Here is a 25743-nt window from a genome sequence, read left to right on the forward strand (position 1 = left end):
TCGCGAGCAAGCCCGCCGCAGATCCCTAAACCTTGAACTGATTGATCAAGCGCCGCTGCTGCTCCGCCAGCTTGGTCAAATCCGCACTGGCCGCGCTGGATTCATCCGCGCCGCCCGCCACTTCATTGGCCACCTGGCCGATGTTGATCACGTTACGATTGATGTCCTCTGCCACCGCGCTCTGCTCTTCGGCCGCACTGGCGATCTGGGTGTTCATGTCGTTGATCACCGACACCGCCTGGGTGATGGTTTCCAGCGCTTCGGCCGCCTTCGCCGCGTGTTGCACGCTTTCATCGGTGCGGCTTTGGCTGTCCTCCATCACCCGTACCACGTCCCGCGTGCCTTGTTGCAACTGCTGGATCATGGTCTGGATTTCTTCAGTGGCTTTTTGAGTCTTCTGCGCCAGGTTGCGCACTTCGTCAGCGACTACGGCGAAACCTCGGCCTTGCTCGCCAGCACGTGCCGCCTCGATTGCAGCATTGAGCGCCAGCAGGTTGGTCTGCTCGGCGATACCGCGAATCGCGGTGAGGATGGCGTTGATGTTCTCGCTGTCCTTGGCCAGGGTTTGCACCACGCCCACTGCCTTGCCAATTTCTGCGGCCAGCGCGCCAATCGAGATCGAAGTGTCGCGCACAATGCGCATGCCCTGGCTCGCGGCCTGATCGGCATGGCTGGCGGCTTGCGCGGCCTGGGTGGCATTGCGCGCAACGTCTTGCGCAGTGGCAGTCATCTCATGCACGGCGGTGGCCACCTGGTCGATTTCCACCATTTGTTTATGCACGCCCTGGTTGGTGCGAATCGCAATGTCAGCGGTGTGCTCCGACGAGTCACTGACCTTCTGCACTGAACTCACCACCTGGGTGATCATGCCTTGCAGCTTGATCAGGAAGGTGTTGAAGCCGTTGGCGATCGCGCCCAGTTCATCGGCGCGATCGCTGGCCAGGCGCCGCGTCAGGTCGCCTTCGCCCTGGGCGATGTCATTGAGCATGGCCACCATTTGCTTGAGGGGGCGGGCGATGCCGTGGCCCACCAGCCAGATCACCAGCAAGCCGGCACCGGCGATCATTAGGCCGGCAATGGTCATGCCGAAGATATCGGTCTTGCGCTGGGCTTCCAGGTCGCTTTGCAATTTCTGCGAGTCGGCCATCACTGCGCCCAGGGGCAACTGCATCATCAAGGTCCAGCGCGCGTCGGTCTGGCCGATGCTGAAGGGCAGGAACAGCTCGATATGCCCGTGTTCCCGGTCGATGTCGTAGCGCACTTCACCGGCTTTGAGTTGGCCGAGGTTGGCCAGTTCGTTGCCGTCGAGCAGGTCGCTGGCTTTTTCGCCGAGTTTGCTGGCGTCCTTGGTATAGGCCACAAGGCGTCCGTTACTGGAGATCAGTGCCAGTTCACCGGCACCGTCGTAGAGTTTCTGATCGGCGCTGGTGAGCATGTCCTGGATGAAATTGACCGAGAGATCGGCACCGACGATGCCCTGGAAGGTGCCGTCGATCAGGATCGGCTCGATAAAAGAAGCCAGCATCACCATCGCATTGCCCACCTTGTAAGGGGCCGGGTCGATGACGCAGGCTTTTTTGCTTTCCCTGGAGCACAGGTAGTACTCGCTGGCACGCACCCCGGTGGAGAGGATTTTCTGGTCGGCCACGTCAGCGAGTTTATCCAGGCCCAGGCTGCCATCCGCGTTGCGGTACCACCACGGCAGGAAACGTCCGTCTGCGCCTATGCCAAGAATGGGGCTGTTCACGTAGGCCGTGTCGTTGTGATCAATGGCATTGGGCTCCCAGCCAATGTAGGCACCGAGGATCTTCGGGTTGCGCACCACGGTTTCATGCAGCAGGTTGATCAATTGTTCACGTCCGACCTGCAGGGCAGGTTCGCCATTAGCGTCTTTCATGCCGAGCAGGGCGTTGGCGGTGGACAGGCTCTTGGCAGTCACCAGCGGGGCTTCCAGCTCACGCTGGATCAACGTGGCCTGGGTGTGCGCCAGGGCGGTGAGGCGTTGCTCGACGATCTGTTCGAACTGAGCCTGGGTGCGCTCCTGCACCATCGCCTGGGTTCGCGCGCCGGCAAACAAGGCGTAAAGCACCAGCACTGCGACCACACTCAGGACAATAGCGCCAGCCAGTGCCGCGACAGAAAATTGAATCGACTTGAATTTCATAAAAGCTCCGGGCACTGAGGGGAGGGTCCGCCTTTTTGTATCGGCCACGGCCGCGTTGGGCATGAGCATTTTTCCGACAAAAATGTCAGGGGTGTCGCGAATGGAATGCCCGCCGCCGTTGATGGGATAGGTGAGATGTATCCGAAAATCGTTAGTTACACGTCTGGTGTATCTGGCGCAGATACAAATGTGCGCCTACGATACGCGCCATGTTTCAGGGCGTATTTTCAGGGAGAGTGTTCATGAAGAAGTCATTGGTGATAAGTGGTTTGGTTGCAGCGATGCTGCTGGCCGGGTGTCAGTCGGTCAATACCACCAGCGGCGGTGCCGTTGGAGTGGAGCGCAAGCAGTACATGTTCAGCATGCTGTCGAGCCAGGAAGTCGACCAGATGTATGCCCAGTCCTACCAGCAGACGTTGGGCGAAGCCAGCAGCAAAGGCCAGTTGGACAAGACCAGTGCCAACGCCAAGCGCGTGCAGGCCATTGCCAAGCGTTTGATCGCCCAGGCGCCGACCTTCCGCCCCGATGCTGCGCAGTGGAAGTGGGAAGTGAACCTGATCAAGAGCGACGAGATGAACGCCAACTGTGGGCCTGGCGGCAAGATCTTCGTGTACAGCGGGTTGATCGATAACCTCAAGCTCACGGATGACGAACTGGCCGCCGTGATGGGCCATGAAATCGCCCACGCCTTGCGTGAGCATGGCCGCGAAGCCATGTCCAAGGCCTACGGGATCGAGATTGCCAAGCAGGGCGCCGGTGCGTTGTTCGGCCTCGGCCAGGACAGCCTGGCACTGGCCGACACGGTCGCCAACTACGGCATGACCTTACCCAACAGCCGCAGCAATGAAAACGAAGCGGACTTGATCGGCCTGGAACTGTCGGCCCGCGCCGGCTACAACCCGAACGCGGCCATCACGCTGTGGAACAAAATGGCCAAGGCTTCGGAAGGCGCACCGCCGGAGTTCATGAGTACTCACCCGGCTTCCGACAGCCGGATTGCCTCGTTGCAGGCGGCGATTCCGAAGGTGATGCCGCTTTACCAGCAGGCCAGGAAGTCTTAGGGTTTTAGCGGCAAGCTTCAAGCTGCAAGAAAAGGTACTGCTACCGTCTTGCAGCTTGCAGCTTGTAGTCAGACCCATCCGCTGCTTTGCATGGCCTTGTACACTGCCACGATAGCCAGGATGAAAAACGCCGTAGCTGCCAACCGGCGAATCAAGGTCAACGGCAGTTTCTCCGCCGCAAAATTACCCGCCAATACCACCGGCACGTTGGCAATCAGCATGCCCACGGTCGTCCCGATAATCACCAGCCAGAGTTCCGGATACTGCGCCGCCAGCATGACCGTGGCGATCTGCGTCTTGTCTCCGATCTCGGCGAGGAAGAACGCAATCAGTGTGGTCAGGAACGGCCCGAATTTACGCGTGGTGCTGGCTTCGTCATCGTCGAGTTTGTCCGGTACCAGGGTCCACAGGGCCGTGGCGCAGAAGCTTGCCGCCAGGATCCAGTGCAATACCGCGTCCGAGAAGAAACTTCCGAACCAGGCGCCAACGGCACCTGCGGCCGCGTGGTTGGCCAGGGTCGCGGCAACGATGCCGGCGATGATCGGCCAGGGCTTGCGAAAGCGAGCAGCAAGGATGAGCGCGAGCAGTTGCGTCTTGTCGCCGATTTCGGCCAAGGCAACGACTGCAGTAGGAACGAGTAATGAATCCAGCATCAGGTAGGTTTCCAGGGGCGGGTCGACACGGCTATGACACGTACAGCCTTCCCGCCCCGGGTAAGGTGTGCGTGTCATAGGTCTTGTCAAACCCCGGTCCGTCTGTGCGGACTCCTGGGTCGCATACGCCATGGTCTGTTGACCAAGTATGTTGACGTATGCCGGACGAGCGTGGCGCTCGTGGGAGACTACTCCCCTAGGACGGAGCGGATTCTGCCTAGGCAAAATCCATTCGGCAAGCCTTCTTTTTCAAACGCCCGTCAGCCGCGCTTGGCACGGTAGATGCGAAAACCATTGCCTTCGGCCTTGACCGCACAGATACCCAAGTGCTCTTCAATCAAGGGTTGGTACTTGAGGAAGCTGTTCGCGACTACGCGCAGTTCGCCGCCTTTTGCCAGATGTTTGCTGGCTTTTCGCAGCAGGTTTTCTGTGGCGAAGTAATCGGTGTGCACCCCGACATGGAACGGCGGGTTGGTCAGGATCGCGTTCAAACCCATCGGCGCTGCGTCAATGCCATCACCGGTCAGCACCTCGGCTTCCAGGCCATTGGCGGCCAGGGTCAGACGACTGCTGGCGGCGGCAAACGCATCCACGTCGAGCATCGTTACGGTGTTGTGCGGGTAGCGGCGTTTTACCGCAGCACCCAGCACACCGGCACCGCAACCGAAGTCCAGCAGATGGCCGCTCGGCAGTTTATCCAGGTGCTCCAGCAACAGCTCGGTGCCGCGATCCAGGCGACCATGGCTGAACACACCGGGCAAGCTCACCACCTTGAGTGGCCCTTCAGCCAAAGGCACGTCGAACACCTGAGCCAGGCTCTCCAGCTCGACCGCTTGTGGGGCATTGGCCACGGTGACTTGCCACAGTTGGCAATGCCGCGCGTTGTCGAGCTTGCGCGGTTTGCCAAAGGGAATCATCTGCTTGGCGGCGCTTTCGATACCGCCTTTTTTCTCCCCCACCAGATACACCTCGGCGCCGGGCAGGCGCGCGGCCACGGCGTTAAGCAGGTAGTCGGTGAGGTCCTTTGACTTAGGCAGGAAGATCACCGCCGCGTCGAATTCGCGCTCAGGCACATTCACGCCGAATTGGCAGCGCTCGGGGACGCGCGCGTCCAGCGCCGCCTGGTCGCCGGCATGCCAGCACCAGCCGTGCGCGTTGGGCAGGCGACCGAGCAGGTCGTCGGCGGGCAAACCTACCAACAGCAGGTTGCCTTGAAAAAGTTCGGCCTGACGAAGCAGTACTTCACTGCGCGGATCCATGGTCTGCTCCTCGAAAAGGGGCGCAGTTTATCAACTCACGACGCGCAGCGGGGCGCCGCTGAAAAAGCCCCGGGCGTTTTCCGCCAACTGGCCGACAATGCGCTGGCGCGCCTCGCGACTGCCCCAGGCATTGTGCGGGGTCACGATCAGCCGGGGAATATCGCCGGCCAGCAGCGGGTTGCCGTTCACCGGCGGCTCTACGCTCAGCACATCGGTCGCCGCGCCGCCCAGGTGGCCGTTACGTAACGCATCGGCCAAGGCTTGCTCGTTGATCAAGCCACCGCGCGCGGTGTTGAGCACAAACGCGCCGGGCTTGAGCAGCGCCAGCTCGCGGGCGCCGATTACGTCGCGGGTGTGGTCGTTGAGGGGGCAGTGCAAGGTGAGCGCGTCAACCTGCGCCAACAGCTCATCCAGGGGAACGCGATCAGCGCGGGCCGGGCGGCCCGGAATGGCTCCCAGTAACACGCGCATGCCAAAGGCTTCAGCCAGGCGCGCGACCGCGCTTCCCAATTCACCGTGGCCGAGCAAGCCAAGGGTTTTACCTTCCAGCTCGACAATCGGATGGTCCAGCAGGCAGAACTGTTTGGCTTGCTGCCACTGACCGGCGCCCACATCCCGTTGATAATCCTTCAAGCGCGTCGCCAGGTTGAGCAACAGCATGATCGTGTGCTGCGCCACGGACGGCGTGCCGTAGCCCTGGCAATTGCTCACGGTAATGCCGTGCGCGCGGGCGGCCTCGAGGTCGACGTTATTGGTGCCGGTGGCGGACACCAGGATCAGCTTGAGCGCCGGGCAGGCCGCCAGGGTTTCGCTGTTGAGGGCGATCTTGTTACTGATCGCAACCTGAGCGCCTTGCAGGTGTTCGATCACGTTCAGCGGCGTGGTGTCGCTGAACAAGTGCAGGTCGCTGAAGCTGTTGCGCAGTTCGCTGAGGTCGAGGTCCCCCAAATCCAGCGACGGGTGATCAAGGAAGACGGCGCGGCGATTGTTCGTCATCAACTGTACCTTTTGCGACAGGGTTTGAAGGCGTAATCTGTCGAGACTATCAGATGAAATAATCCGTTACTTAATGGAGTGAGTATGTACGCCACCGAGTTTTTGACCGTAGCGCTGATTCACTTATTGGCGGTGGCCAGCCCCGGCCCGGATTTCGCGGTGGTGGTGCGTGAGAGCGTGACCCACGGCCGTCGCGCCGGGACCTGGACTGCGCTGGGCGTGGGCTCGGCTATTTTCCTGCATGTGGGTTATTCGTTGCTCGGTATCGGCTTGATCGTGTCCCAATCCATCGTGCTGTTCAACGCGCTGAAATGGGCGGCGGCCGCCTACTTGCTGTACATCGGCTTCAAGGCCTTGCGCGCGCAGCCGGCCAAGCCCACGGGCGAGGGTGAATTGCATCGCGAAGCGGGCGAACGCACGCCCCGTGGCGCGTTTACCGCAGGTTTTGTGACCAATGGCTTGAACCCCAAGGCCACGTTGTTCTTCTTGTCGTTGTTCACCGTGGTGATCAACCCGCACACGCCACTGGCGGTCCAGGCCGGTTACGGCGTGTACCTGGCGGTGGCTACGGCGCTGTGGTTCTGCCTGGTGGCGATGTTGTTCAGCCAGCAACGCGTGCGCGCCGGGTTTGCGCGGATGGGGCATTGGTTTGATCGGACCATGGGTGCGGTGTTGATTGCGATTGGGGTGAAACTGGCGTTTACCAGCATGAAATAAGCCGTTTTTCTTGCGGAACCCCGAGCGATACATCAGCCCATGGCAGGCGGCGACAGGCTGTAGTCCTGACGGCAACCACTGAGGCCGAAAAGTAGAACGCCTATAACCATGCACATGCGCTGAAACCTGGGTTTGCCCTGGCTGGTATCAACCGACTCAACTACAGAACTCTGCATAGGCGTCATCACCAACTCTGCACCGGGAATTCAACTTCGCGTAACGGATGGGCGCTGTTCGGCAAGGGTTGCGTGTGCCCGTCGGCAGTTGTTCTCTCCCGGAATATCTGCCCGTTGGCGCCGACCAGCCGATAGTCATACACCGGCAGTTCATTACCCCATTCGTCCACAATGATGTAGTACCCAAAACCAGGTTTTTCGGATGAGGGCTGCCACTCAGGTAATAACTGTGGGCGGCGGTCTGGGCACTTTTGGTATTGCCAGACGGAGAGACATTCGCGGGCGCGCCCAGTCCTTAGGCTTTGTAGCTTCCAGAAGTCCGGCTTCGATTGACCATCAGCTACGACACTGCCATCGGGATAGGTGAAGGTGGTGTGGTTTCCCTCTTTCTTTTCCTTAGGTTGTTCGGAGTAAACAATAAAGTCCGAATGCAGGATGGGTTCAAAATACACATGGCGAGCTTGTAACGCTTGATACATTAGGTAATAGCCGCCCTTGCCTGCCAAACTAATCCGCTTTCTATAGCCTCCAAGAAAGGCCTCCTTTACCCAAGGGTAATAGTCTTCTTTGATCGTCAAATTCCCATCGACTTTGATATCCGCCCCTCCATGTGGCGAGTTGTTGTAGTCGAATATCACGACGACACCTCCTCCCCCTCCATCGATAACGCTCTCGCCATAACGTGACGGATCGGCATAGACCACGCCAAAGGTCACATTCGCCAAATGCCAGCGGCATGCACCGCCCCCATCCTTTGGCAACTCAACTTGATAGAGATCGCTTTGCCCCTGGCGCTCCAACTGCTTGTAAACCGAATGGTAGCCATCCCTTTCCGTGCGTTGGCCGCTGGCTCCCGAACCAATACGCTTGCAGGTGGCCGAGCGATACATGACCCACATGGTTTCGGTTTTCAGCTCCTTGGGCAGCTTGACGGTCACTGTTATTTTTTCGCTGTCGGCAGGCGGCGACAGGTTGTAGTCCTGACGACAACCACTGAGGCCGAAAAATAGAACGCCTATAACCATGCACATGCGCTGGAACCTGGGTTTGCCCTGGCTGGTATCAACCGACTCAACTACAGAACTCTGCATAGGCGTCATCACCAACTCTGCACCGGGAATTCAACTTCGCGTAACGGATGGGCGCTGTTCGGCAAGGGTTGCGTGTGCCCGTCGGCAGTTGTTCTCTCCCGGAATATCTGCCCGTTGGCGCCGACCAGCCGATAGTCATACACCGGCAGTTCATTACCCCATTCGTCCACAATGATGTAGTACCCAAAACCAGGTTTTTCGGATGAGGGCTGCCACTCAGGTAATAACTGTGGGCGGCGGTCTGGGCACTTTTGGTATTGCCAGACGGAGAGACATTCGCGGGCGCGCCCAGTCCTTAGGCTTTGTAGCTTCCAGAAGTCCGGCTTCGATTGACCATCAGCTACGACACTGCCATCGGGATAGGTGAAGGTGGTGTGGTTTCCCTCTTTCTTTTCCTTAGGTTGTTCGGAGTAAACAATAAAGTCCGAATGCAGGATGGGTTCAAAATACACATGGCGAGCTTGTAACGCTTGATACATTAGGTAATAGCCGCCCTTGCCTGCCAAACTAATCCGCTTTCTATAGCCTCCAAGAAAGGCCTCCTTTACCCAAGGGTAATAGTCTTCTTTGATCGTCAAATTCCCATCGACTTTGATATCCGCCCCTCCATGTGGCGAGTTGTTGTAGTCGAATATCACGACGACACCTCCTCCCCCTCCATCGATAACGCTCTCGCCATAACGTGACGGATCGGCATAGACCACGCCAAAGGTCACATTCGCCAAATGCCAGCGGCATGCACCGCCCCCATCCTTTGGCAACTCAACTTGATAGAGATCGCTTTGCCCCTGGCGCTCCAACTGCTTGTAAACCGAATGGTAGCCATCCCTTTCCGTGCGTTGGCCGCTGGCTCCCGAACCAATACGCTTGCAAGTGGCCGAGCGATACATGACCCACATGGTTTCGGTTTTCAGCTCCTTGGGCAGCTTGACGGTCACTGTTATTTTTTCGCTGTCGGCAGGCGGCGACAGGCTGTAGTCCTGACGACAGCCACTGAGGCCAAAAAATAGTGTGTATAAAACGATGGGCAACCCAAGGACTCCGGTTTTGCCTTTTAGCGTGTTGGTGGGCTTAACCATAGGTTTTTTCGTAATATGCTTTTGGATCGGCGATGGCGTCGAAGCGTTTCAGTGCCTCGGTGCCCCCTTCGGTTTGTTGCGTGACATTCAGGGCCTGATCTACCTGACGCTGCAAATCGAGGAAAACGCGATTGCGGGTCAGTTCATCCTCGTGAATGCTCCCGTAGTGCTTCTCCATCTGCTGTTCAAATATGCTCCGTTGTACCTGTCGATCCAGCAACGGCTCACGCGCAGGGTTGATCGACTCCAGCAGTTGATTGTGGATGTAGGGTTGGTAAGCCGACATGAAGTGATCGCCAATACGCAGCATTCGACCCACGGATGGGTTGCTGTAGCGCGGGAAAAACTTGGCACGACTTTCGGGGGTCAACGACGTGTTCAGACGCTGCGAGGCCTGGTCGGCCTCTTGATCACTGGCCTCGCTAAGGCTGGGAACCAGATACAGCTTGGCTATTTCCGGCAGTGTAACGGCGATAGTGCTGCGATAAGGCGTGCCATCCGGTTTGCGGTAAGCAGGGTAGGGCGTGATTTCCTGCTGCCGGTGCTGTTCGGTCTTGAAAAACATGACGACCTCGCCGTGATGGCTGAACGGGTCTTCATGTTTGAACACGCTGCTAAACGCGGCTTGACGCACTGACCAACTCAACCCCATCAGCGTGCCCATCGGGCCGTAGAGGTCATACAGGTAGTTGTCCAGTGCAGCCTCGGGTGGCACCCGAGGGATAAGGTCGGTGTCGTTGACATGGCGAAAGTGCCACAAGTCGCCCAAAAACTGCACGGCGTGAAGGGTGAAGGTGCGTGGCATGCCGTAGGTGTACAACAGAGGGTTGCAGTCTCTCAGCGAGGCTGAGTGGATAAGGCCTAGAGCGCCGCCAAGGCTATGACCGCAGATGAAGAGCTTTCTGTCGAGCGCTTCGTCCGGGACCGTCTTACCTAGAGCCGTCGCATATATCCTTCTCGCCAGATCAAAGGCATCGCGAAAGCCCAGATGTACGCTGCCTGCAGGGGCGAGGTCAGCACAGGGAACTTTGGAAACGCAAGCAGCTGCGATTTCTGGCGCTACGGGCCGAAAGGTCGCATCGGTGATCAGATCAGCCAACCCCTCCATTTCAGTACCACGCCAGGCCACCAACACTTGGGATTTACTGATAGCGTAAAACAGCTGAGTATTACCCTCTGGCGGATCTGCTTTAGCTGTGTCCAAGGGCTCAGTTGTTGCATAGCGATCGCTGAAAGGCACATCACTCACCAAGCAGGGCCACGCCTGGCCGTTGTCCCAAACCCGAGGCGTGCGCGACAAATCCAGACACTGCTGTTCGAAAAGCTCCTTGACTGAACCCAGATCGTTTTCGGGCCGAGTGCTATACGCCAGAATGCTCATCAACCCCAGGTTATAGGCGTTGGCCAGGCTGTACTCAGCCTGGTGGTGCAGAACCAACGACCAGGCGCGAAACGGGCAGACTTCCAGCACAAGACGACGATCCAGCTCATTGTCACTGGCAGTGAAACCGCGATAGCCCACGTCAGGAAAGTGAAAAGGCGGAGGCCGCTTGGGGTCCGACACTGGCGGGTTAAGGGTCGGGAGTTTGTCGCATAGCTGGCCAATACGTAGATAGTGGTAGCCACGACCTGCAGCAAGCGCCTGCTCCTCGATGGGCGAGAAACCCGAGCGCTGCGGACCGTACTTCGGGGTGCGGTCCCCGATACCCGGCCGATGAGGCTCCGCACGTACAGCGCGCACACGGCGTGTTTGCAGTTGCTCGGCCAATGGGTCAGCAGTCATCAGCAAGGTCACGGGCAACGGGTGCAGGCCCTCGATGCGAATCACGCCTTCTGCATCGCTGCGACCAACAAACTCAGGCACCAACCCCACGCGAGTGGCTTCATTTACAGCGCGATAGGGTAGGTTCGCCAGGGGCTCGCCACGCTCGTCCAACAATTGAAATTCAATCCAATGCTGTTTCTGTTTGCTGCCAGTAACAACTTTATTCGTACCGAGCGTATCGGTGCGGTGAGTCTGATCGTTATGCATGGCAGCCCTTAATCAATGGATGGGGTGAAAGCCCAGAGAGTAAAGAGTCGATATCCACGCTGAATGTCAGAAGGTTCGCCTTTCATTGAAGGGTGTTTCCTGATCCCATTTGCTCAGGTAACTAAGCGAATACTGGCGCAAAGCTAGCATTCGCTGGGTTCTGCAAATCATTCCTTTGGCTGATTTGGCTGAAACATAAGGTCTCTAAAGTGCAGGTCTTCAAGCCAAGACCGTGCAGTCATAAAAGGGATTCGTATGTTGCAGACCCGTGTCATTCCGCCCGCCGAAGGTGCGTACCAATACCCGCTGCTGATCAAGCGCCTGCTGATGTCCGGGACCCGCTACGAGAAAACCCGGGAAATCGTCTACCGCGATAAATTGCGCTACACCTATCCAACCCTGATCGAGCGGGTCGCTCGCCTGGCCAATGTGCTGACAGAAGCCGGGGTCAAGGCCGGTGACACGGTGGCGGTGATGGACTGGGACAGCCATCGCTACCTGGAATGCATGTTCGCCATTCCGATGATTGGTGCGGTGATCCACACCATCAACGTGCGCCTGTCGCCGGAGCAGATCCTCTACACCATGAACCACGCCGAGGACCGCTTTGTATTGGTCAACAGCGAGTTCGTGGGGCTTTACCAGGCTATTGCCGGGCAACTCACTACCGTCGACAAGACGTTGCTGCTCACCGATGGCGAGGCCAAGACCGCCGAGCTGCCAGACCTGGTGGGCGAGTACGAAACCCTGCTCGCCGCCGCCAGCCCGAAGTACGACTTCCAGGACTTCGACGAACACTCCGTCGCCACCACCTTCTACACCACCGGTACCACCGGCAATCCCAAGGGCGTGTATTTCACCCATCGCCAACTGGTGCTGCACACCATCGGCGTGGCCACCATCATGGGGAGCGTCGACAGCGTGCGGCTATTGGGCACGAATGATGTGTACATGCCGATCACGCCGATGTTCCACGTACACGCCTGGGGCCTGCCGTACGTGGCGACCATGCTTGGCCTGAAGCAGGTCTACCCCGGCCGCTACGAACCGGAATACCTGGTGGAGCTGTGGCGCAAGGAAAAGGTCACTTTCTCCCATTGCGTGCCGACCATCCTGCAAATGGTGCTCAATGCAAAAGCCGCCCAGGACGTGGATTTTGGCGGTTGGAAAATCGTCATTGGCGGCAGCGCGCTCAACCGCACTTTGTATGAAGCGTCCAAGGCCCGTGGCATTCAACTGACCGCCGCCTATGGCATGTCCGAGACTGGGCCGCTGGTGTCCTGCGCGCACCTCAACGAAGAGCTGATGGCGGGCACCGAGGATGAGCGCACCACCTATCGCATCAAGGCCGGCGTGCCCGGGCCGTTGGTGGAAGCCGCGATCATCGACGGCGACGGCCATTTCCTGCCCGCCGACGGCGAGTCCCAGGGCGAACTGGTATTACGTGCACCGTGGCTGACCGAAGGTTATTACAACGAGCCGCAGAAAGGCGCCGAGCTGTGGGCGGGCGGCTGGATGCACACCGGCGACGTGGCGACGCTGGACGCCTTTGGCGTGATCGATATCCGCGACCGCATCAAGGATGTGATCAAGACCGGCGGCGAGTGGATCTCTTCCTTGGCCCTCGAAGACCTGGTCAGCCGTCACCCGGCGGTACGCGAAGTAGCGGTGGTGGGCATCGCCGATCCGCAATGGGGGGAGCGTCCGTTTGCGTTGTTGGTGGTGCATGATGGCCATGTGATAGGGGCCCGCGAGCTCAAGGAACACCTCAAGCCGTTCGTGGAGTTGGGCCACTTGAGCAAGTGGGCGATCCCAAGCCAGATCGCTGTTGTTACTGAAATTCCCAAGACCAGCGTCGGCAAGCTCGACAAAAAACGTATCCGCATTGACATCATCGAATGGCAGGCCAACAACAGCACGTTCCTGTCCACCCTCTGAAGCCCCTCGCCGTGCCCGTCCGGGCACGGCAATGCTCTATCTGGCGCCTTTACTTGTGATTTGCCAATTTTCAGCCATCCTTCCCGGGTCGGCCTTCGCCGACATGGCGAAAGGGTCGTGGCAGACGGGTTGGTGATGCAAATCACACTTTAGAGGGATCAAGCACTACCCCCTGCTGGCTATAGTCCCTTCCAGAGTTTTTCAAGGATGCGGTGCTGCGGACCATGGAGGTTCAGTTGCAGTCCGGCATTGGAATCGTTGTATTCCGGCCGTTACAAGCATCAAAGAACGAACTCACTGCCATAACAATAATGCACATGGAGTAGCGTCGATGACCTCAGTAAACCAGTTCTGGCGCCGGGCAAAACTGCCCCTGGCCGTCAGTCTCGCCTCTACGCTCGCCGGGCCCGCATTCGGCGTCAGTTTCAATATCGGTGAAATCGAAGGGAGTTTTGACTCGTCTCTTTCCGTGGGTGCGAGCTGGTCGACAGCCAAGCCCAATCAGGATCTGATCGGCGCCAACAATGGTGGCAATGGTCTGTCCCAGACGTCCGATGACGGCCACCTGAACTTCAAGCGTGGTGAGACGTTCTCGAAAATCTTCAAGGGCATCCATGATCTGGAGCTGAAATACGGCGACACCGGCGTATTTGTGCGTGGCAAGTACTGGTATGACTTCGAACTCCAGGACGAGAGTCGCGAGTTCAAGGACATCAGCAACAGCAACCGCAAAGAGGGCGCCAAGTCCTCGGGCGGGCAAATTCTCGATGCGTTCATCTACCACAACTACAGCATTGCCGATCAGCCGGGTAACGTGCGATTCGGTAAGCAGGTAGTGAGCTGGGGTGAAAGTACCTTCATCGGCGGCGGCATCAACTCCATCAACCCGATCGACGTGTCTGCGTTTCGTCGTCCGGGGGCTGAAATCAAGGAGGGCTTGATTCCGGTCAACATGTTCTATGTGTCGCAGACGCTGACCGATAACTTGTCGGCGGAAGCGTTCTATCAGTTGGAGTGGGACCAGACGGTTACCGATAACTGCGGTACGTTCTTCTCGCAGCCGGACATTGTGTCTGATGGCTGTAAAGACAACCTTCGCGTGCTGAATAGCCGCCGTACGCTACCGGCCGCACTTAACCCAGGGTTGGCGGCTGCGGGTGTTGACGTCAACAACGAGGGCGTGCTGGTTCGTCGTGGGCCCGACCGTGATGCGCGTGACAGCGGCCAATTCGGCGTCGCGTTCCATTACAACTTCGAGCCGTTGGACACAGAGTTCGGCGCCTACTTTATGAACTATCACAGCCGTGCGCCGATTTTCAGTGCGCAGGGTGCTCCGCAATCGGCCTTTACCGGTCCTACGCCTGGACTGCCGCCACAGTTGCGCCCATTGGTTGTCGCGGGCAACTCCAATTACTTCATCGAATACCCAGAAGACATCCGGCTCTACGGTTTGAGCTTCTCCACCACGTTGCCTACGGGTACCGCGTGGAGTGGTGAGTTGAGCTACCGTCCCAATGCGCCGGTGCAGTTGAACTCTACCGATATACTGTTCGCGGGCGTCAAGCCGATTGGCGGGCCAGTATTGGGTAACGCATCCTTGCTCAATGGCAGCCCAGGCCAAGACCTGCATGGCTATCGTCGTAAGGAAATTTCCCAGTTCCAAACCACCTTTACTCACTTCTTCGACCAAGTCATGGGCGCGAGCCGCTTGACGTTGGTGGGTGAAGTCGGTGTTACCCATGTGGGTGGCCTAGAGAGCAAATCGGACGTGCGTTACGGTCGTGACCCGGTCTTTGGTCCAGGCACACTTCCGAACAATGCTTGTGCAGCACTCAACCTCTCTACGGCTCAAGGCGCTGGCTTGGGCAACGCCAACGGCCTGAACACCAACTGCAACAATGATGGTTTCACCACCGCCACTTCCTGGGGCTATCGCGGTCGGGCTATCTGGGAATACCCGGATGCCTTCGCGGGTGTGAACCTCAAGCCGAACGTGGCCTGGTCTCATGACGTCAAGGGTTATTCCCCTGGCCCAGGCGCTAACTTCGAAGAAGGTCGCAAAGCCGTCAGCCTCGGCCTGGACGCCGAATACCAGAACACCTACACCGCCAGCCTGAACTACACCAACTTCTTCGGAGGTGATTTCACGACCGTGAATGACCGCGATTTTGTTGCGCTCAGCCTTGGCGTGAACTTCTAAGCACACTGTATTTTCAGGAAGACCAGAACATGAAAATAACCAAAAGTCTGTTGCACGTAGGTGTGCTTGGGCTGTCGATCCTGGCGAGCAACGTCATGGCGGCCGTCTCGGCGGATGAAGCCGCGAAGCTGGGCACGAGTCTTACCCCGATGGGCGCTGAAATGGCCGGTAACGCCGCAGGCACCATTCCTAAATGGTCGCCGCTGCCAACCAACGCTGGCGCTGTCGACGCCCGCGGATTCCTGGCCAATCCTTACGCCAGTGAACAGCCGCAATTCACCATCACCGCGCAAAATGTCGAGCAGTACAAAGACAAGCTGGCGCCGGGGCAGTACGCGATGTTCAAGCGTTACCCGGACACCTTCAAGATGCCGGTCTACCCAACCCATCGCGGCGCTACGGTGCCAGCGGATGTGTTCGCGGCCATCAAGAAGAACGCCACCACCACTAACCTGGTATCTGGCGGTAACGGCCTGGAAAATTTCGAAACCGCCGTGCCGTTCCCTATTCCGAAAAGCGGCGTGGAGGTGATCTGGAACCACATCACTCGCTATCGCGGGGGCAGCGTGACCCGCTTGGTAACCCAGGCTACGCCGCAAACCAACGGCTCTTTCAGCCTGGTGTATTTCAAAGACCAGTTCGTGTTCCGCGACAAAATGAAAGACTTCGACCCGAAAAATCCGGGCAACGTGCTGTTCTACTTCAAGCAGCAAGTGACCGCGCCGGCCCGTCTGGCCGGTGGTGTGCTGCTGGTGCACGAAACCCTGGACCAAGTGAAGGAGCCACGTTCGGCGTGGGTCTACAACGCCGGCCAACGCCGTGTGCGCCGGGCACCGCAAGTGTCCTATGACGGTCCGGGTACCGCGGCCGATGGCCTGCGTACCTCCGATAACCTCGACATGTACAACGGCGCACCGGACCGCTACGACTGGAAGCTGGAAGGCAAGAAAGAAATCTACATCGCCTCCAACAGCTACAAGATCGACGATCCGAAGCTCAAGTACGCAGACATCATCAAGGCCGGCCACATCAACCAGGACCTGGCTCGCTACGAGCTGCGCCGCGTCTGGCATGTAGTCGCCACCTTGAAAGAAGGTCAGCGCCACATCTACGCCAAGCGTGATTTCTTCATCGACGAAGACACCTGGCAAGCAGCCGTCATCGACCACTACGATGGCCGTGGCCAACTGTGGCGCGTGGCTGAAGCGCATGCTGAGAACTACTACGACAAGCAAGTGCCGTGGTACGCCCTGGAAACCCTCTACGACCTGCAGTCCGGCCGCTACCTTGCACTGGGCATGAAGAACGAAGAGAAGCAGGCGTATGACTTCGGCTTCACCGCCACCACCAGCGACTTCACCCCAGCGGCGCTGCGTCAGGACGGCGTGCGCTAGGCTGAGTTAACCGAGGCAGCCTCCTTGGAAAGAAGCCCCGACCCGTTCGGGGCTTTTTTGTGTGGCGAATTTTTTTGTCGCAGTTCTTTTCAGGCAAATGTTGCAAAGATCTACAAACCTGCTGCTTTTACCGCTAGTCTGCGGACATCTGCAATGCCGACAACAGCCTTCTACAAGAGCCCGGCGATGACTGATCTGTCCCGAATCCAAGGGCCTGCCAGTGCGGTAATCCCCACGCTGGAGGGTCGCTTCTACAGACCACCGCTGCCTGACGGCTATGTGCTGCGTCCGTGCCTGTGCGAACGCCTGAGTGCTGGCCTGGAAGGGCGGCTGCTGCTGGTGAGTGCACCCGCAGGGTTCGGCAAGAGTTCGTTGGCGGTGGAGTTCTGCCAGAGCCTGCCGGCCCATTGGCAAAGCCTGTGGCTGGGCCTGAGCCCACGGGATAACGACCCCGGCCGTTTCCTTGAGCGCCTGCTCGAGGGTCTGCAGCAATTTTTCCCGCAACTCGGCGCCCAATCCCTGGGGCTGCTGAAAATGCGCCAGCGTCACCAACCCTTTGCCTTTGAAGAATGGCTGGACGGCCTGCTCGATGAGCTGACCGTGCACCTGTCCCCGCGCGCGCCGTTGTTATTGGTACTGGATGACTACCATCTGGCCCAGGGGCCCGTGCTCGACCGTTGCCTGCAGTTTTTCCTCAACCATTTGCCCGATGGCCTGGTCGTGCTGGTCACCAGCCGTCAGCGCCCGGACTGGCATCTGGCGCGGCTGCGTTTATCGCGCCACCTGCTGGAGTTGCACGAACAGGATTTGCGCCTGACGCACAGCGAATCCCTGGCGGTGCTGGATCGCCACAGCAGTTCCTTGCGCGGCGAAGCCCTCGACAACCTGATCCGCCGCAGCGAAGGCTGGGTTGCCGGGCTGCGCTTCTGGTTGCTCGCCGCTTCCGAGGCCGGCAACGACGGTGCATTGCCGCAGAGCCTGCATGGCGGCGAAGGGCTGATCCGTGATTACCTGCTGGAAGAGGTGATCGACTGCCTCCCGGCCGAGGTACAGGCGTTTTTGTACGACACGGCCCCTCAGGATCGGTTTTGCAGCGAACTCTGCGACGCGGTGCGCGAAGCCCATGACAGCGCTGAAATCCTGCGTTACCTGCAAGCCCACCAAGTGTTCCTGGTGCCCCTGGACGAGCAGGGCCACTGGTACCGTTATCACCATTTGTTTTCAGACCTGCTGCGCACCCGCCGCGCCAGCAGCAATGTGCTGCCGCCGGCCAGCCTGCACCTACGCGCGTGCCGCTGGTTCAATGCCCAGGGCTTGATCGATGAGGCAGTGGAGCAAGCGTTGCGCGCCGGCCATCTGGATGTCGCCGCCAACCTGGTTCAGAACCTGTCCGAAGAGCAACTGCTGGCCGAGCAGAATGTGGGCATGCTGCTGCGTTGGAAAATGGACTTGCCCGACAGCTTGCTGATCAGCACGCCGCGCCTGATCGTGCTCTACAGCTGGGCCTTGGGCCTGGCCTGCCAGTTGGATGCGGCGGAAGAATTATCCAGCTACCTCAGCCGCTTCCTGCCAGCACCGTCGGCCACCGCACAAAAATCGATGCTGGCACAGTGGCTGGCGCTGAGCGGGATCATCGCCCGGGGCCGGGGCGATCGCGAGCTGACCCAGCGCTATTGCAGCCAGGCGCTGGAAAGCCTGCCGCAACGGCGTTACGGCCAGCGGTTGATGTGCCTGTCGACCCTTTCCAACCTGGCCATTGTCGATGCCGACCTGTGGCGTGCGCGTGGCTTGAATCGCGAATCCCTGGAGTTGGCGCAGCGCGTCGGCAACCCATTGTTCGAGGCCCTGGCCCATTACGATCGTGCGCGGGTGTTACAGGCCCGCGGTGAAATCCTGCGCTCCCTGGATGAAGTGCATCAGGGCCTGCAACGCCTGCAGGGCTTAGCGCCGCAGCGGTTGTACGCGGTGCGCGCGCGGTTGTCACTCTACGAAGGTTTTTTGCTGCTGGTGCGGCTACAACCCGAAGCCGGACTCGCCCGCTTGCGCGCCGGGCTCGTCGAAGCCCGTGCCTGCCGCGACATCAGTGTGTTGATCGGGCATTGCGTGATCGCCAATTTCGAAGGCCGCCGTGGTGACTTCGCCAAAGCCTTTGCTGAACTCGCCGAGGCCGAGCGCCTGATGCATATCTGGGACGTGCCGCCGATCTACTACCTGGCAATGATCACCCTGATTAAATGCGAGCTGTGGCTGGCCCAGGGCCGCACCGATTTGGCCGACGCCTGGCTGATGCGCCTGGGGCAAACCTACAACGGCGAGCAGGCCGCCGCCGCGCCGGAATTTCACCCGCACCTGCCACAACATATCGAGCTTCAACAAGCGGCGCTGGATGCCACTCGCCATCAACCCGTTGCGGCATTGCAACGGCTTGCAGCGTTGGCGCAGCAGGCGCACAACAGCGGCCGCCAGATGATTGCACTGATGGCGCTGACGCAGCAGGCCCAGTTGCTCTTGGAAAGTGGCCAGGAAGCCAAGGCGCGCGCGGTTCTGGTCCAGGCCCTTGAGGCCGGCGCCGGAGGGGCGTTGCAACCTTTCCAGCGCTTGCTGGAAGGGCACCCTGGCTGGATGCGCGAGCAACTGGGCAAGGATGCGCAGGGTCCGCTGAACCAGAGTTTGCTGGTGCGTCTACCGACGATCGTGACACCTGAGATAGCGCCGGCTCACGAAACCTTGAGCGCGCGTGAGTTGGCGGTGCTGAAACTGATTGCCCAAGGCTGCTCGAATCAGGAAATCAGTAACCAGCTCTTCATCTCACTGCACACCGTGAAGACACACGCCAGCCACATCAACAGCAAGTTGGGGGTGGAGCGGCGGACCCAGGCGGTGGCCCGTGCCAAGGCAATGGGCCTGCTGGCGTAGACCCTCCGACGTCTATGGCGCGCTTGGGCACTGGTTGGACGACCTGTCGACTGCCTGAAGAATCTGCGCCGCGAAGCGTTTGAGATTGTTCTGGTGGGCGAGCACCAGGTCGTCAATGCTCGCGCCGGCCGGCGACTGCAAGGTGGTGCGGCAGGTCAGTGGCGCGCGATCACTGCCGCTGGCTGACCGCAGACGCCATTTGACGTCGAGCAGTGCGTACTGGCCGGGCACGGAGTCAAAGCGCTGCACCTCAACGCGCAACAGCATGGGTTGCCGAGGGTTGCTGTTCGCCAATTGATCCACCAGCGCGCTCCTCAACTCATCCACCAGGCTGGCAGCCCACCACTGGGTGTCCAGGATCGCCACGCCACTGTTGCCTTGGCGAATCACTATCTGCGGACGGTCGACTTGTGGCGGCACACTGATACTTTCGATTTTTATCCCACCCGCGGCGGCCCCGGTGGTATTGCTCCACTGCGCCGGGGTCAGGGTATGAAAAGTAATCGGTGTACTGCTGCATGCCCCCAGCGCGAGCAATGCGCTGAGCAGGGTGATTTTCAACGTTAACGTCATGGCGCTTGCTCCACGGTTCATTTGCGCGGCGGCCCTTGCAGGTCCAACGGGGCGGCGTTGTCGGGGCGGCCGCGAATCAGTGATTCCGGGTGTCGGCCCAGGTAGTCCGATAGCTCGCGCAAGGAACGCGACATGCGACCCAGTTCATCCAGGGTCTGGGTCAGTTGCTCGCGTTGCGGTGAGTCTTCGGCCAGGGTCGAGTTGGCCGATTGCAACGTCTTGCTTACGTCAGCCAGGGTGTTCTGGACGCTGGGCAAGGTCTTGGCGTTGAACTGGGTCAGTCCTTTGCGCAATTCCACGAGGTTGCTGTCGAGGTTGCCGGCGATACGTTCGATCGGCAACTGGTTGATCTTGTTGACGATATTTTCGAGTTTTTCCTGCAACTGTTCCAGGTTGCCAGGAATCGTGGGAATGCTGACCGGACGGGCTTTGGGATCGAACGCCACCTTCTCGGCTTTCGGGTAGAAGTCCAGGGCGATATACAACTGGCCGGTCAGCAAATTGCCGCTGCGCGCCTGGGCCCTCAGGCCGTTTTCGATAAACGAACCGATCAGGCGCACACCGGCGGCTTCGTCATTGGGGTCATGGTTCATCGTCTTGAGCAACTTGGTATGGGCCTGACCGAGCAATTGCGGGTAGATCACGATGCCGACGTTGAGCGGAAAGCTGCGCTTCTTCGCGTCGAAATCCAGGTTGATCGACACCACCTTGCCAAACGCGACGCCTAGGAATTCCACCGGTGCGCCGATCTTGAGCCCCCGCAGCGCCTGGTCGAAGCGCAGGCTCATGTATTGCCCCTGGCCATTGGGCGGGGCGAGGGCGGCGAGCTGATCGTCGAACAGTTCAAACGTGCGCTCTTCACCGGCCGGCTTGTCATTGGGGCTGTAAGGCGGTGCCAGGAAAGCGATACCGCCGACCAGCATGGACGACAGTGATTCGGTTTTCAGCGCGAAGCCATTGGCGCCCACACTCAGGTCAATGCCGCTGGCGTTCCAGAACCGCGTATTCTCGGTGACGTAGACATCGTTGGGCGCGTGCACGAACACCTCGATATCGACGCCCTTGCCTTCGGCATCCAGCTTGTACGCCACGACCTGGCCGACCTCGATTTTGCGGTAATACACCGGCGAGCCGATATCCAGCGAACCCAGGTTCTGCGCGTGCAGGGTGAAGCGTTTGCCCGGTTCGCCGTAAGTGATGGGCGGCGGGTTTTCCAGGCCGGTGAACTGTTTGGCGCGGGTGTCGGACTGGCCAATGTCGGCGCCGATGTAGTCGCCGGAGAGCAGGGTGTCGATGCCGGACACGCCGCCGGCGCCGATGCGCGGGCGTACCACCCAGAACTGCGAGTCGGAGCGAGTAAAGCTGTCGGCCTGCTTGGCCAGCTTTACGGTGGCGTTGACGCTTTTCTGGTCGTCACTCAAGGCCACTTCGGTCACTTGGCCGATCACCACGTTGCGGTATTTAACCTCGGTTTTATTCGCGGTCAGGCCACTGCCTGTCTTGAAACTAAGGATGATAGTCGGGCCTTGCTGGAGCACGCTGTGAACCACCAGTGAAATCCCCACTAACACCGCAACGATCGGTACGATCCAAACCAGCGAAACGCTGAAACGCCGAGTCTTGACGGCCGGCGAGCCAGGGGATGGCGGGGTGTCAGGGGTGGGGGACGTCATCCGAGGTATCCTTGGTGTGTGGGGTTTCCCAGATCAGCCTCGGGTCGAAGCTCATGGCGGCCAGCATGGTAAACACCACCACCAGCCCGAAAAACAGAATGCCCAGGCGTGGCTCGATGGTGCCCAGGGCCTGGAACTTGACCAGCGCGGCCACCAGCGCAACCACGATCACGTCGAGCATGGACCAGTAGCCGATCAGTTCGACAAACCGAAACAGCTTCGAACGTTCCTTGCGCGCCCAGCGGCTGTTGCGCTGCACGGTGACCAGCAGCAGTGTCAATGACACAAACTTGATGCCCGGCACCGCGATGCTGGCGATGAAAATAATCAGCGCAATGTCCCACGCACCATGCTGCCAGAACTCCAGCACGCCGCTCATGATGGTGCTGTCCGCGCCTGAACCGAGCATGGTGGTGTTCATCACAGGCAGCAGGTTGGCCGGTACATAAAACACCAGCGCCGTCAGCATATAGGCCCAGGTACGGGTCAGCGAGTTGACTTTGCGCCGGTGCAGGGGGGCGTCACAGCGCTGGCATTCCGGCGCGCCGGTGCTGATGTCGGCAGACAGGCCGCAACTGTGGCACAGGCACAGGTTAAGCTCGCTGGCCGTCGGTGGCGGGTTCATACGGCGTCCCACAGATCGCGCACGTCACGACCGGCAATGCGGATCAGCAACAGGCTGAGCGCCGCCAGGGCAAATAGCCCGGTGCCGGGGATCACATCCAGCATACCGGCCAGCTTGAACACGGCCACCATCGCACCGAGCAGGCACACTTCCAGCATGCTCCAGGGTCTGAGCGCTTCCAGCCAGCGCATGCATAGCTTGAAGGCGGGCGAACGTCTGCCCGAGAGGGCGAAACTCAGCACCCAGGTCAGCAGCAATAGCTGAAACACCGGTGCGATGATGATGGAAATAGCGGCCACCAAGGCGATAAAGGTAATCGGCCCCAGGCTCAGCGCAACCACTGAATCCCACAGGGTGGCGCTGTTTTTCAGGCCTTGCAGGCTGATGCTCATCACCGGATAGAAATTGGCGAAAGTCCATAACACGGCGGCGGTAACGGTCAGGGCGAGACGTTGTTGTACTGACAGACCGTTGTAACGCTGGAGTACGCCCGCGCAGCGCACACAATGGGCTTTTTGATGTTTGGCGAGCGTGACTTTTTCGTACACACAGTCGCAGTGCTCGCAGATGATCAGCTGATTCGCCATGGGGCTCGCTCCAGCGCGGCGCGGTTGCGGTCTTGGATGGTTCTTCAATGGCGCTTGGAAAGCATAGCCGTTGGTACTCGGGACGCAATGCTCCCTTTCGGGTCAGGGGTGTCGTCAACCATACTCTGTGCCGAATATGCCATAGAGCCTGCTGGAGCACTGATGAATATTGAACACGCTGCAGTCATCCGCGAGACCTTTCCGGTCGGCCCTTTGCAGTGCAACTGCACCATCATCGGCGACCCGATCAGCAAAAAAGCCATCGTGGTCGACCCGGGTGGCAACCATGAGCTGATCCTGGCGCGCCTTGATGCATTGGGCCTCAAGGTCGTGAGCATTATCCACACCCATGCCCATCTCGATCACTTCCTGGCGTCCGGTCAGTTGAAAGAGAAGACCGGCGCCACGTTGCACTTGCACAAGGAAGATCAATTCCTCTGGGACAATCTGGAAATGCAATGCCAGATGTTTCGCGTTCCCTACACCCCGGTGCCTTCGCCTGATCGCTGGCTGGAAGATGATGAAGAATTGGCCTGCGGCTGCGGTGTGGCGTTGCACACACCGGGGCATACGCCGGGGTCGATGAGCTTTTGGTTTGCCGATGCCAAGCTGCTGATTGCGGGTGACACGCTATTTCGTCGCGGTATCGGGCGAACAGATTTGTGGGGCGGGGACCAGGCGACCATTGTGCGTTCGATCAAGCAGCGCTTGTATACCTTGGATGAGGGCGCGACGGTGGTGACCGGTCACGGCCCCGATACCCGGCTGGGTGATGAAATGCGCGAGAACCCTTTTGTGCGGGCGTAACGCAATAATTGCCAGGCAGGTGCTGTTCTATAGCAGGCACGCCTTGTCGGAAAAACTCAGGTCGTGTTCAGCGTGCGTCTGCTACGGTTTCTGTAGCCACGGAATTTTTACCGTTTGTCGCGTTCCAAACTCGGCACAGGTCCATTGCCAATGTCCTTTGCACCTTAGAATGCAAAAGTAGGAGCTCCCCCATGTTCACTTCGCGTCGTCTGCTTGTTGTTGCTACCGCTGTAGCCTTGTTGTCCGGCTGCGCATCACCTAACCCTTATGACGGCAGCAGCCAGGGACAGGCGAGTAACCAGTCCGGCGGTATGAGCAAGACCGCCAAGTACGGTGGCCTGGGTGCCCTGGCGGGTGCGTTGGCGGGCGCGGCCATCGACCATAACAACCGTGGCAAGGGCGCACTGATCGGTGCCGTGGTTGCGGGCGCCGGTGCTGCGGGCTATGGCTACTACGCCGACCAGCAGGAAAAGAAACTGCGTGAAAGCATGGCCAATACCGGTGTTGAAGTTCAGCGACAGGGCGACCAGATCAAGCTGATCATGCCGGGCAACATCACTTTCGCGACCAACTCGGACGCGATCTCCAGCAGCTTCTACCAGCCTCTGAACAACCTGGCCAACTCGCTCAAGCAGTTCAACCAGAATACCATTCAGATCGTTGGTTACACCGATAGCACCGGCAGCCGCCAGTTGAACATGGACCTGTCCCAGCGTCGTGCGCAGAGCGTGGCCAACTACCTGACGTCCCAGGGTGTCAATGGTGCCAACCTGACTGCACGCGGTGCCGGCCCGGATAACCCGATTGCCAGTAACGCAGACGTTAACGGCCGTGCCCAGAACCGTCGCGTTGAAGTGAACCTCGGTCCAATCCCAGGCCAGCAGTATGGCCAGCCAGGTGCCCAGCAACAGGCGCCACAGCAGAACAACCAGTTCCAGGGCAATCCGTACTCTCAATACCAATAAACGTTAATAAAAAAGGGCGCCATGCGGCTAATGCCGATCAGTTAAGCCTCATTGTTTGACCTTTGGCCGCAAGAAATCAAAATCCGATGCCTGAATAGGCGTCGGATTTTTTTATGCGTCTGGCTCTGGCATTGGAACTAGCCCACAACGTCGTCTCGACTCCCGATTCCCTCAAGGGATTGGATTCATGGCTTGATCCCTCTCTGGTCGAGCAGGCATTGCAACAGGCCGGTGTCGCCACCTTGCGCAAGCGGCGCTTATCGCAGCAACGAAATGAAGCTGGCAGAGCAACTGATCGACACCACGCCGGATCACTCGTTGACGTTGTTCGATCCCGGCTTTTACTCCCTGGGGTTGCTGCATCAGTGGCCGCAGGCCGGCACCGAGCGGCATTGGTTGATGCCGTTACGCAAAGGGGCGCAGTACGAAGTCATTCAGCGATTGGGCCGTCAGGATGCGGTGGTCTCGTTAAGCACTTCGCCGCAGGCCCGCAAGCAATGGCCGGGATTGCCGGAGCGACTGACCGCAAGGCTCCTGAGCAAAACCGTCAAGGGCAAGGTCTGTCAGACTTTGACGTCGATGGCCGACTCGCTGCGCTTCCCACCTGATGAAATCGTCGACCTGTACAGCCATCGCCGGGAGATCGAATTAGGGTTCCGGGAGATGAAACAGACACTGCTCAACAGCAGCTACATGCTGGGTAGCAAGACGCCCGAGATGATCGGCCAAGAGTTGTGGGGGAGGTGCTGGGCTACAACCTGTTGCGTTATCAGATGGTGGGAATGAGCCGCCATTGTCCGGGCATCCATCCGTGCGAACTGAGCTTCACCGCGTGTA

General features: G+C 59.2%; 19 protein-coding genes, 2 pseudogenes and 1 riboswitch. Of the genes and pseudogenes, 9 read left to right on the forward strand and 12 right to left on the reverse strand.

Annotated features, from left to right (window positions below):
• Window positions 1–25: 25 nt before the first annotated feature.
• The gene (locus AACY52_RS32215; RefSeq protein WP_370468017.1) at window positions 26–868 is read right to left on the reverse strand and encodes a methyl-accepting chemotaxis protein; all 843 of its coding nucleotides are present in this window, start codon (window positions 866–868) and stop codon (window positions 26–28) included.
• Window positions 869–883: 15 nt separating this feature from the next.
• Window positions 884–2233 (reverse strand): annotated as a pseudogene (locus tag AACY52_RS32220) (HAMP domain-containing protein); the annotation flags it as partial.
• Between the two features lie 173 nt (window positions 2234–2406).
• On the opposite strand from AACY52_RS32220, the gene AACY52_RS10520 reads away from it, so the two are divergent.
• Window positions 2407–3225: a M48 family metalloprotease gene (locus AACY52_RS10520; RefSeq protein WP_339417550.1), complete on the forward strand. Its 819-nt coding sequence runs from the start codon at window positions 2407–2409 to the stop codon at window positions 3223–3225.
• A gap of 68 nt (window positions 3226–3293) precedes the next feature.
• Here the strand turns inward: AACY52_RS10520 and AACY52_RS10525 are convergent, their stop codons facing one another.
• The 3 genes from AACY52_RS10525 to AACY52_RS10535 all read right to left on the reverse strand — a co-directional run bounded on the left by AACY52_RS10525 (window position 3294) and on the right by AACY52_RS10535 (window position 6133).
• Entirely contained in the window at window positions 3294–3878 is a 585-nt protein-coding gene (locus tag AACY52_RS10525; protein ID WP_339417552.1) for a TMEM165/GDT1 family protein, read from the reverse strand.
• 89 nt (window positions 3879–3967) lie between these two features.
• Window positions 3968–4087: riboswitch (yybP-ykoY riboswitch) on the reverse strand.
• Between the two features lie 51 nt (window positions 4088–4138).
• Entirely contained in the window at window positions 4139–5137 is a 999-nt protein-coding gene (locus tag AACY52_RS10530; protein ID WP_339560471.1) for a class I SAM-dependent methyltransferase, read from the reverse strand.
• Between the two features lie 30 nt (window positions 5138–5167).
• Window positions 5168–6133: a 2-hydroxyacid dehydrogenase gene (locus AACY52_RS10535; protein ID WP_339427149.1), complete on the reverse strand. Its 966-nt coding sequence runs from the start codon at window positions 6131–6133 to the stop codon at window positions 5168–5170.
• Between the two features lie 84 nt (window positions 6134–6217).
• Here AACY52_RS10535 and AACY52_RS10540 point away from each other — a divergent pair, with 84 nt between their 5' ends.
• Window positions 6218–6850, forward strand: a complete 633-nt coding sequence (locus AACY52_RS10540) for a LysE family transporter (RefSeq protein ID WP_339417556.1) — start codon at window positions 6218–6220, stop codon at window positions 6848–6850.
• A 184-nt stretch (window positions 6851–7034) separates the two neighbouring features.
• On the opposite strand, the gene AACY52_RS10545 is transcribed toward AACY52_RS10540, so the two are convergent.
• The 3 genes from AACY52_RS10545 to AACY52_RS10555 are packed head-to-tail and all read right to left on the reverse strand — an operon-like array spanning window position 7035 to window position 10964.
• Window positions 7035–8126, reverse strand: a complete 1092-nt coding sequence (locus tag AACY52_RS10545; protein ID WP_339560472.1) for a hypothetical protein — start codon at window positions 8124–8126, stop codon at window positions 7035–7037.
• On the reverse strand, window positions 8126–9196 hold the full coding sequence (locus AACY52_RS10550; protein ID WP_339560473.1) for a hypothetical protein: 1071 nt from the start codon (window positions 9194–9196) through the stop codon (window positions 8126–8128). The genes AACY52_RS10545 and AACY52_RS10550 overlap by 1 nt, the downstream gene beginning before the upstream one ends.
• Window positions 9189–10964, reverse strand: a complete 1776-nt coding sequence (locus AACY52_RS10555; RefSeq protein ID WP_339560474.1) for a lipase family protein — start codon at window positions 10962–10964, stop codon at window positions 9189–9191. Before AACY52_RS10555 ends, AACY52_RS10550 begins: the two co-directional genes overlap by 8 nt.
• Window positions 10965–11483: 519 nt before the next feature.
• On the opposite strand from AACY52_RS10555, the gene AACY52_RS10560 reads away from it, so the two are divergent.
• From AACY52_RS10560 to AACY52_RS10575, 4 genes are all read left to right on the forward strand, one after another.
• Window positions 11484–13166, forward strand: a complete 1683-nt coding sequence (locus tag AACY52_RS10560) for a fatty acid--CoA ligase (protein ID WP_339417557.1) — start codon at window positions 11484–11486, stop codon at window positions 13164–13166.
• 331 nt (window positions 13167–13497) lie between these two features.
• Window positions 13498–15366, forward strand: coding sequence for a DUF1302 domain-containing protein (locus tag AACY52_RS10565; RefSeq protein WP_339417558.1), 1869 nt, complete (start codon window positions 13498–13500; stop codon window positions 15364–15366).
• Between the two features lie 29 nt (window positions 15367–15395).
• Window positions 15396–16760, forward strand: a complete 1365-nt coding sequence (locus tag AACY52_RS10570; protein ID WP_339417560.1) for a DUF1329 domain-containing protein — start codon at window positions 15396–15398, stop codon at window positions 16758–16760.
• A 186-nt stretch (window positions 16761–16946) separates the two neighbouring features.
• Window positions 16947–19676 (forward strand): LuxR C-terminal-related transcriptional regulator, encoded by a 2730-nt coding sequence (locus AACY52_RS10575; RefSeq protein ID WP_339427148.1) that lies wholly within the window; start codon window positions 16947–16949, stop codon window positions 19674–19676.
• A 12-nt stretch (window positions 19677–19688) separates the two neighbouring features.
• Here the strand turns inward: AACY52_RS10575 and AACY52_RS10580 are convergent, their stop codons facing one another.
• The 4 genes from AACY52_RS10580 to AACY52_RS10595 are packed head-to-tail and all read right to left on the reverse strand — an operon-like array spanning window position 19689 to window position 23134.
• Window positions 19689–20249, reverse strand: a complete 561-nt coding sequence (locus tag AACY52_RS10580) for a PqiC family protein (RefSeq protein ID WP_339417562.1) — start codon at window positions 20247–20249, stop codon at window positions 19689–19691.
• A gap of 17 nt (window positions 20250–20266) precedes the next feature.
• A complete protein-coding gene (locus AACY52_RS10585) occupies window positions 20267–21922 on the reverse strand; it encodes an MlaD family protein (protein WP_339560475.1) in 1656 nt (551 codons plus the stop codon).
• Complete coding sequence (locus AACY52_RS10590; RefSeq protein WP_339417565.1) at window positions 21903–22547, reverse strand: paraquat-inducible protein A; 645 nt, start codon at window positions 22545–22547, stop codon at window positions 21903–21905. The genes AACY52_RS10585 and AACY52_RS10590 overlap by 20 nt, the downstream gene beginning before the upstream one ends.
• Window positions 22544–23134, reverse strand: coding sequence for a paraquat-inducible protein A (locus AACY52_RS10595; RefSeq protein WP_339417567.1), 591 nt, complete (start codon window positions 23132–23134; stop codon window positions 22544–22546). The genes AACY52_RS10590 and AACY52_RS10595 overlap by 4 nt, the downstream gene beginning before the upstream one ends.
• A gap of 162 nt (window positions 23135–23296) precedes the next feature.
• Here AACY52_RS10595 and AACY52_RS10600 point away from each other — a divergent pair, with 162 nt between their 5' ends.
• The 3 genes and pseudogenes from AACY52_RS10600 to AACY52_RS10610 form a co-directional block, all read left to right on the forward strand.
• A complete protein-coding gene (locus AACY52_RS10600) occupies window positions 23297–23941 on the forward strand; it encodes an MBL fold metallo-hydrolase (RefSeq protein WP_339417568.1) in 645 nt (214 codons plus the stop codon).
• 191 nt (window positions 23942–24132) lie between these two features.
• Entirely contained in the window at window positions 24133–24906 is a 774-nt protein-coding gene (locus AACY52_RS10605; RefSeq protein WP_339417569.1) for an OmpA family protein, read from the forward strand.
• 267 nt (window positions 24907–25173) lie between these two features.
• A pseudogene (locus AACY52_RS10610) lies at window positions 25174–25733 on the forward strand (IS4 family transposase); the annotation flags it as partial.
• Window positions 25734–25743 lie beyond the last annotated feature (10 nt).

The organism is Pseudomonas sp. EA_65y_Pfl1_P113 (assembly GCF_963970525.1).
GTDB classification, from domain to species: domain Bacteria; phylum Pseudomonadota; class Gammaproteobacteria; order Pseudomonadales; family Pseudomonadaceae; genus Aquipseudomonas; species Aquipseudomonas tritici.